3 protein-coding genes are annotated in these 8,397 nt (G+C 66.7%); 2 read left to right on the top strand and 1 reads right to left on the bottom strand.

Going from position 1 to position 8,397, the window contains the following annotated elements:
• Window positions 1-298: 298 nt before the first annotated feature.
• Complete coding sequence (locus Q8O14_13890; GenBank protein MDP2361818.1) at window positions 299-1,282, bottom strand: integron integrase; 984 nt, start codon at window positions 1,280-1,282, stop codon at window positions 299-301.
• Window positions 1,283-1,541: 259 nt separating this feature from the next.
• Here Q8O14_13890 and Q8O14_13895 point away from each other — a divergent pair, with 259 nt between their 5' ends.
• Both Q8O14_13895 and Q8O14_13900 read left to right on the top strand, forming a co-directional pair.
• Window positions 1,542-4,916 carry a M14 family zinc carboxypeptidase gene (locus tag Q8O14_13895; protein ID MDP2361819.1) on the top strand — a complete coding sequence of 1,125 codons (3,375 nt, stop codon included), beginning with the start codon at window positions 1,542-1,544 and terminating at the stop codon, window positions 4,914-4,916.
• A 355-nt stretch (window positions 4,917-5,271) separates the two neighbouring features.
• Window positions 5,272-8,238 (top strand): C25 family cysteine peptidase, encoded by a 2,967-nt coding sequence (locus Q8O14_13900; GenBank protein MDP2361820.1) that lies wholly within the window; start codon window positions 5,272-5,274, stop codon window positions 8,236-8,238.
• The last annotated feature ends 159 nt before the right edge of the window (window positions 8,239-8,397 follow it).

Raw genomic sequence — 8,397 nt, forward strand, 5'->3', positions numbered from 1 at the left:
TGCCTATGCCGAGAGAGCAGCATAAACCGGGAGACCCGCAAAGGCCGCCAGCGCCTTGCGCCCCCATGGCACTGCCTGAGCAGACTAGGCGCCGGCGCCACCACAAACCCAGCCTTCAAAGAGAATGCCAGTCTATATAACTATTTATTGGACAGTCTGGCTTTGTCCGGTCGAGGTGGAAAAGCCGTTCCGTCCAAGAGGATGGCGCCCATCGCGCCATCGGGTTCAAGCCATTGAATGTCAACCCTTTGTGTGGAAGCCTGGGAGAACCAAGGCTGCGACTTCCGGTGCCGAATGGTCAAATGTTATCCAGCGGGCTCACCACCCCGCGGCCACCCCGGTTCAGCACATGGGTGTAGATCATGGTGGTCTTCAGGTCGCGGTGGCCTAGCAATTCCTGGATGGTGCGGATATCCTGGCCTGCCTCCAGCAAATGCGTGGCGAAGGAGTGGCGCAGGGTGTGGCAGGTGGCGTGCTTGGCGATGCCCGCCGCACGCACCGCGTCATGGAAGGCCCGCTGCAACACTGTCTCGTGGATGTGGTGGCGGCCCTCCTCCCCCGTGCCCGCGTTTCGCCAGCGCACGGTTTGCGGGAAGACCCACTGCCAGTTCCACTCCCGACTGGCCTGCGGATACTTGCGGGCCAGCGCGCCCGGCAACTCCACGCGGCCCCAGCCCTCCGCCAGGTCCTGCTCGTGCACGCGCCGCGCGTTGCGCAGCTGCTCCTCGAGGGGCGTGCGCAGGGCGGCGGGCAGCATGGTGACGCGGTCTTTGTCGCCCTTGCCCGACCGCACCAGGATCTCGCGGCGGGACAGGTCCAGGTCCTGGACCCGCAGCCGGTGGCATTCCATCAGGCGCAGGCCGCTGCCGTAAAGCAGTGAGGCCATGAGCCAGCGCTCGCCCCTCAGACGGCCCAGCACGGCGCGCACCTCGTCCCGCGTCAGCACCACGGGCAGGCGGATCGGCCGCCGTGCCCGTATCACGGCGCTCAGTTCCCCCAGATTCCGTTCCAACACCGTCCGATAGAGAAAGAGCAGGGCGGCCAGGGCTTGGTTCTGCGTGGAGGGGGCCACCCGCTCCGCCACCGCCAAGTGCGTCAGAAAGGCGTTGACCTCCGCCTCGCCCATCTCCCGCGGATGCCGCCGGCCGTGGTGTCGGACGAAGCGAAGGATCCACATGCAATAGGTGTCCGTGGTCCGCGGGCTGTAATGGCGGACGCGCAGCGCCCACCGCACTTGCTCCATGAGGCGGGGCGGGCGCGACGCCTCGGCCACGCGGGGCATGGCAACAGCGGCGGCCGGATAATCGGTCTTTGTGGCAAGGGATGATGACGCGACTGGCATGAATCCGCCTCGATAGTCGGGGGAGAACGGACGTGCCAAGAGACAAAATTTTCTCTGGACATGCAATAGAAATTCCGCATCCCCGCTCCTTTTATCGTAGCCGTGTCAAGACAGGCTGGCACCCTTCTTGCTCATCCCTTAACATGTCCATGAGCCGGAACCAACCTTGAATTCGATCAAATCCGAAAGAGGCATGCACATGAGAGCATGGGTCTTCTCTATTATTCTGCTCTTGACCAGCTCAACCCTGGTCCGGGCCAGCGAATCCACCGCCGACACCAGCCGGCAGTTGTTTCGAATCGAACACGCCACGTCGGAAATCTTGCAGCAGCTCACCCAAAGCGGGGTGGACCTTTCCATGGTGCGCGGCCTGGGCTCCGCCCGGGACTGGCGTCCCAACGGCATGGCCGAGATCGAGCTCTGGCTGGATGAGGCCGAACTGGGGCGCGTGCGCGCCCTTGGCCTGGACCCCCGGCCCATTCGCGACGAGGCGCGGGAGATGTGGAGGCTCCTCCAGGAGCAGCCGGCGCGCGAACGCGATTACCACGCTTATCCGCAGCTGACCAGCCTCCTGCAGGCCTACGCCGCCGCCTACCCGAACATCTGTCGCCTTTACTCCATCGGCCAGAGCGTCCAGGGCCGCGAATTATGGGTGATGAAAGTGACGGACAACCCCGACCTGGACGAGGACGAACCCGAGTTCAAGTACATCGCCACCATGCACGGCAACGAGCCCCTGGGCACGGAGATGCTCCTCTTCCTGCTCGAGCACCTGCTGGTCAACTACGGCGACGACCCGCGCATCACCAACCTGGTGGACGGGATGGAGATCCACCTTCTGCCCCTGATGAACCCGGACGGCAACACCGCCGGAGTGCGCCAGAATGCCAACGGCGTGGACCTCAACCGCAACTTCCCAGACCCCTGGAACAGCCCCAACAACACGCCCACCGGCCGCCAGCCGGAGACGGCGGCGGTCATGCTGTGGACCCAGGCCAAGGACTTCGACCTCTCGGCCAACTTCCACACGGGCGCCCTGCTCGTGAACTACCCCTTCGACAACAACGCCACGGGCAGCAGCGTCTACACGGCCAGCCCCGACGACGACCTCTTCATCCAGATGTCCACCACTTACTCCATCAACAATCAGCCCATGTACAATGGCGCCTTTCCCAACGGCATCTCCAACGGGGCGGACTGGTACGCCATGTCGGGCGGCATGCAGGACTGGAACTACCGCTGGGAGGGCGGGATGGAGGTCACAGTGGAGCTGAGCAACACCTATTGGCCCGACGCCTCCCAACTGCCCACCTACTGGAACAACAACCGCGAGTCCATGCTGAGCTACATGGAATGGGCCTTGCGCGGTGTGCGCGGCATCGTCACCAGCGCCGCCACTGGACTGCCGTTGCCCGGCGTCGAGGTGCGTGTGGCGGGCCGCGACTTCGCCACCTGGTCCGCCGCCGGGGTGGGCGACTACCATCGCCTCCTGCCCGCCGGCACCTACAGCCTCACCTTCAGCAAGGCCGGTTACCAGTCGCAGACCCTGCCCAGCGTCGTCGTCGGCGCGGGCGCGGCCATGGTCCAACATGTCTCCCTGCAGCCCCTGGTGGCGGCGCCCGACTTCGCCCTGGGCGCCGTGACCGTGCTGGACGGCGAGAACGGCCGCCTGGATCCGGGGGAGACCGCCCTGCTCGAGATCGCCCTGGGCAACGTGGGCACCATCGCCGCCACCGGATTGACCGGCCTGCTCACCAGCGACAGTCCCTGGGTGACCGTGAACAGCGGAGCCCAGTCCTATGAAAGCCTCTGGCCCGACCAATGGGACGTCGCCTCCTTCAGTGTGACCGTGGACGCCACCGCCCCCGTGGGGGAATCCGTCGCCTTCACCCTGACCGCCGTCTGTGACCAGTTGACGGAGGCGCTGCCCTTCGCGCTCAACGTGGGGCTCATCCTCGAGGACTTCGAGAGCGGCGGTTTCCTCGCCTGGCCCTGGGTGATGGGCGGCAACCAGCCCTGGACCATCACCACCACCTCGCCCTACGAGGGAGCGCGCGCCGCCCGCTCCGGCGTCATCGGCCACAACCAGAGCAGCGCCATGAGTCTGACCGTCGAGGTGGCCACGGCGGGAACCCTCTCCTTCGCCGCCCGCGTCTCCAGCGAGGCCAATTACGACTTCCTGCGTTTCTCCATCGACGGCGCGGTGCAGGCCTCCTGGTCCGGCACCCAGCCCTGGGCCGTCCATTCCTTCCCGGTGACGGCCGGCATCCATGTGTTGAGCTGGTCCTATGTGAAGGACAACTCCGCGGTGGGCGGCGAGGACGCCGCCTGGGTGGACTGGATCAGCTTCCCGCCCATGGCGCCCACGCCCTATCCCGACTGGGCCGTGACGCCCGCCACGGTGGAACAGACGCTTGAGCCGGGCGGCACGGCCGCCAGGCAGCTCCACATCACCAACACGGGGGAGGCGCCGCTCCATTGGACGGCCAGCCTCAGCCTGGACGACCGTGACGCCGCCCTCCTGGCCGAGCTGAAACTGCCCAAGGGCGTGGAGGACCGCCGCAGCGTGCCCGCCCTGCGCAACGCGGGCGGCCCCGACGCCTACGGCCACACCTGGATGGACAGCCGCGAACCGGGCGGTCCGGCCTTCTCCTGGGTGGACATCAGCGGAACAGGAATCAACGCCGGCACGGGCGACGACGTCAGCCTCGGTCCCTTCCCCCTGGGCTTCGCCTTCAGCTACTACGGGAACAGCTTCGACGCGGTGCGGATCTGCACCAACGGTTTCCTCAGCTTCACCAGCAGCAGCGACGCCTACGGCAACCAGGCCATCCCCAACTCGGCCGAGCCCAACAACCTGCTGGCGCCCTTCTGGGACGACCTCAACGTGACCACGGCCGGCATGCTGAAGTACCGGGCCGACGCCGCCAACCAGCGCTTCATTGTTTCCTGGCTGGCCGTGCCGCGCTACAACACGACCCAGTACCAGACTTTCCAGGCCATCCTTCATGCCGACGGCCGCATCGTCTACCAGTACCAGAGCATGAACGGCACCTTGAACAGCGCCACGGTGGGCATGGAGAACGCCACCGGCACGGACGGCCTGCAATGCGTGTTCAACGCCGCCGGCTTCCTCGTCAACAACTTGGCTGTCCAGTTCACGCCGCCCGTGCTGGATACGCCCTGGGCCGTGCTCAGCCCGCTGGCTGGCATGGTGCCGGCGGGCGGCAGCGCCGTCCTTGAGCTGGCCCTCTCCGCCGTGGACCTGGAAGACGGACTCTACACGGGCACTGTGACACTGAACTCCAACGATCCAGACACGCCGACGATCCAGTTGCCCCTCGCGCTCACCGTCAGCTCCCACGTCGACCCTGTCACCGACTTGGCCATCAGCGTGCAGGGCGGGACCGTGATCCTGGAGTGGTCGGCCGTGCCCGGCGCCATGGGCTATCAGGTCCAACGCTCCAGCCAGCCCTGGGGCGGCTACCAAGTGGTGGGTGCCACGTCAACGCCTGGCTGGAGCGGTCCCCTGGGCGGCGACCTGTGCCTCTTCCGCGTGGTCGCCACGCGGTGAGTGGCTCAGCGGCGCAAGCGCCGCCTCGCCTGGGAATTGGATTGAGCTGGTTCATGGTGAAGGCCGTAGGCTTGAACCAACTGCCAGGGTGTCCGCATGAGGTGATAGGGCCCTCTGTTCGACGGCGGCCGTGAGGCCGCCTGGTTAGGGCCCTGCATGCCTTGGAGAGGGCTTTCTTTGGGCACCTTTCTTTCGCCCGTGAAAGAAAGGTGCAAGAGCGCGGCGCTGGCGCCGCAAGACCCAGCATCGTGACGCGCAACGAGGCCGAAAAGAGGGCATTGACATGCCAGGTGCAGCTTCGCTTGGCGTGAGGCATGGCCAAGTGAGGTGAAGGCCGAAGGCTTGAACCCGGAACATGGGCAACCTGCTCGGTAAGCGCCTCGTCCTGGTGGAGGTGGAGCCCGTCCAGCTCGATCCCGTCGCCGGCACCCTGCGCGTCCACCAGGACCTGCAGCTGCGCATCGACTTCCCCGGCGCCGACTGGGCGGCCGCGCGCGAGCTGGAGGCCCGCACCCGCTCGCCCTGGTTCGACGGCATCTACGCCCAGTACCTGCTCAACCACGAGGCGGAGCGGGACGCCATCACCGAGTACCCGGTGAAATACGTCATCGTCGCCCATCCCATGTTCGCCGACCAGCTGGCCCCCTTCATCGAGTGGAAGACGAGGAAGGGCTTCCAGGTGATCACGGGCTATGTGGGATCCCCCGAGGTGGGCTCCACCACCGCCTCCATCAAGAGCTGGCTGCAGGGACTCTACACCGCGGCCACGCCGGAGAGCCCGGCCCCCTCCTTCGTGCTCTATGTGGGCGACGACAACCTGGTGCCCGCCTGGACCGGCACCAGCGGCAGCCATGTCACCGACCTCAGCTACGTGCTCTTCACCGGCGGCGACTTCCTGCCCGAGGTCCTCTCCGGTCGCTTCAGCGCCCGCAGCACTGCCCAGCTGCAGCCGCAGATCGACAAGACCCTGGAGTACGAGCGCTACCTCATGCCCGACCCCAGCTACCTGGGCCGCGCCGTGATGATCGCCGGGGTGGACGGCACCTACGCCATCACCCACGGCAACGGACAGATCAACTACGGCACGATCAACTATTTCAACGCCGCCCACGGCATCACCTCCAACACCTACCTCTATCCGCAGTCCAACGAGAGCTGGGTGGACGCCGCCGTTGTGGCCAACGCCTCCGAGGGCAGGGGTTACATCAACTACACGGCCCATGGCAGCCAGACCTCCTGGGCCGACCCCTCCTTCACCATCACCAACATCAACAGCCTGGCCAACGCCCACAAGTACGGCACGGTGGTGGGCAACTGCTGTCTGACCAACTCCTTCCAGGTGGAAACCTGCTTCGGCGAGGCCTGGCTGCGCGCCGAGAACAAGGGCGCCGTCGGCTACCTGGGCGGCAGCAACAACACCTACTGGAACGAGGATTACTGGTGGGGCGTGGGCGCCGGCCCGGTGGTGGGCGCCGGCCCGACCTATCAGCAGACGGGCCTGGGCGTCTACGACGCCATCTTCCACGACCATGGCGAGACCTTCGCCCAGTGGCACACCAGCCAGGGCGCCATGAACGTGCGTGGCAACCTGGCGGTGGTGGAGGGCGGCTCCGGCATGACCACCTACTACTGGGAGCTCTGCCACCTCATGGGCGATCCCTCCCTGGAGACCTGGATGGGCGTGCCGGCCGTCAACGCCGCCGTCCTGCCCGATGTCATTTTTCTGGGCCAGAACAGCGTCACCATCCAGGCGCAACCCTACTCTTACGTCGGACTCAGCATGGGCGGCGTGCTCAAGGCTTCGGGCCTCGTGCCCGCCTCGGGCAGCCTCAACATCAGCTTCGCCCCCTTCACCACGGCCGGCGACGCCAATCTGGTGGTCACGCACCACCAGCGGCAGCCCATCATCACCACGTTGCCTGTCATCCCCAACGACGGGCCCTATGTGACCCTGGCCTCCTACACGCCGGCCACCGGCGAGCAGGGCGGCAGTGTCAGCATCAGCGGCACCCTGGAGAACATCGGCACCGTGGCGGCCGCGAACGTGCAGACCACCCTCAGCCTCACCCATCCCCAGGTGGCGATCACGGACGGCAGCCAGACCTTCGGCAGCATCGCCGCCGGCGCCAGCGCCACCCAGGCGGGCGCCTGGACTGTGCAGCTGCTGCCGGGCATCCCCGACCAGGAGCTGCTGCGCTTCACGCTCTCCGTCAGTGGAAATGCCGCCGACACCTGGATCTCCTGGCTCGACCTCACGGCCCAGGCTCCGGCCCTGGACGGGGGGGCGGTGGTGATTGACGACGCGGCGGGCGGCAACAGCAACGGCCGCCTCGATCCCGGCGAGACCGTCTGGCTGCGCTGGCCCCTGGCCAACACGGGCCACGCCTCCTCCGCCGCCGGCCAGGCCACGGTGGCCACCGCCTCGTCCTGGATCACGATCCTGAGCGGCAGCGAGAACATGGCCGCCCTGCCCGCCGGTGGCACGTCCACGGCGGACTTCCAGGTCATGGTGGACGCCGAGGCCCCCATCGGCACGGTGGCCTCTTTCACCTATACCTACACGGCGGGAGCCTACGGCGCCGGCGCCGGCGAGGGCTACTCCATCGGCCTGGTCATCGAGGATTTCGAGACGGGCAACTTCCTGCGCTTCCCCTGGGAGGCGGGCGGCACGGCGGGCTGGACGGTGGTGGCGGCGCCCCACGCGGGCGTGTACTCCGCCAAATCCGGCACCATCTCCCACAACCAGACCAGCGAGCTGAACCTGACCGTGTCCGTGCAGAGCGCCGGCACCCTCAGCTTCTGGTACAAGGTGAGCAGCGAAGCCAGCTACGATTACCTGCGCTTCAAGGTGGACGGCACGGAGCTGGCCGCCTGGGCGGGGACCGTGGACTGGACCCAGTACAGCACGACAGTCAGCGCCGGCACCCACACCTTCAGCTGGGTTCACACCAAGGACGGCTCCGTCAACTCGGGCAGCGACTGCGCCTGGGTGGACGACATCATCTTCCCGGCCATCGGCCTGCCCCCGGCGCCGGCCATCGCCGTCTCGCCGGCCAGTCTGGCCACGCTGGTGGCGCCCGGCGGCATCGGCACGGAATACCTGGGCGTGGGCAACCAGGGCCAGGGGGAACTGACCTGGAGCGCCGGCGTCCAGACCCTGGGCCGCGCGACCAGCCTGCCCTTCATGAAATTGGAGAAGGGCGAATTCGATCCGCGCGTGGGGAGCGTGGACCGCGACGCCGGCGGGCCGGACGTCTACGGCTACCGCTGGAAGGACTCCAACGAGCCGGGTGGTCCGGCCTATTCCTGGGTGGACACTTAGAGCCTATCCGTGAATAATATTCCCGATTACGCAGGAGAATCAGCCAGTCGTAGGGTCCTCAGGGGTCGCTGTGCCGATCTTGCTGCCAGGCGCAGAGTGCCGGTGATGAGGCAGACCAGATTCATGCGGCGGTTGAACCGGTATTGGAACAAGGCAAAG

This window comes from bacterium, assembly GCA_030685015.1.
In the GTDB taxonomy this organism is placed as follows: Bacteria; CAIWAD01; CAIWAD01; order CAIWAD01; family CAIWAD01; genus CAIWAD01.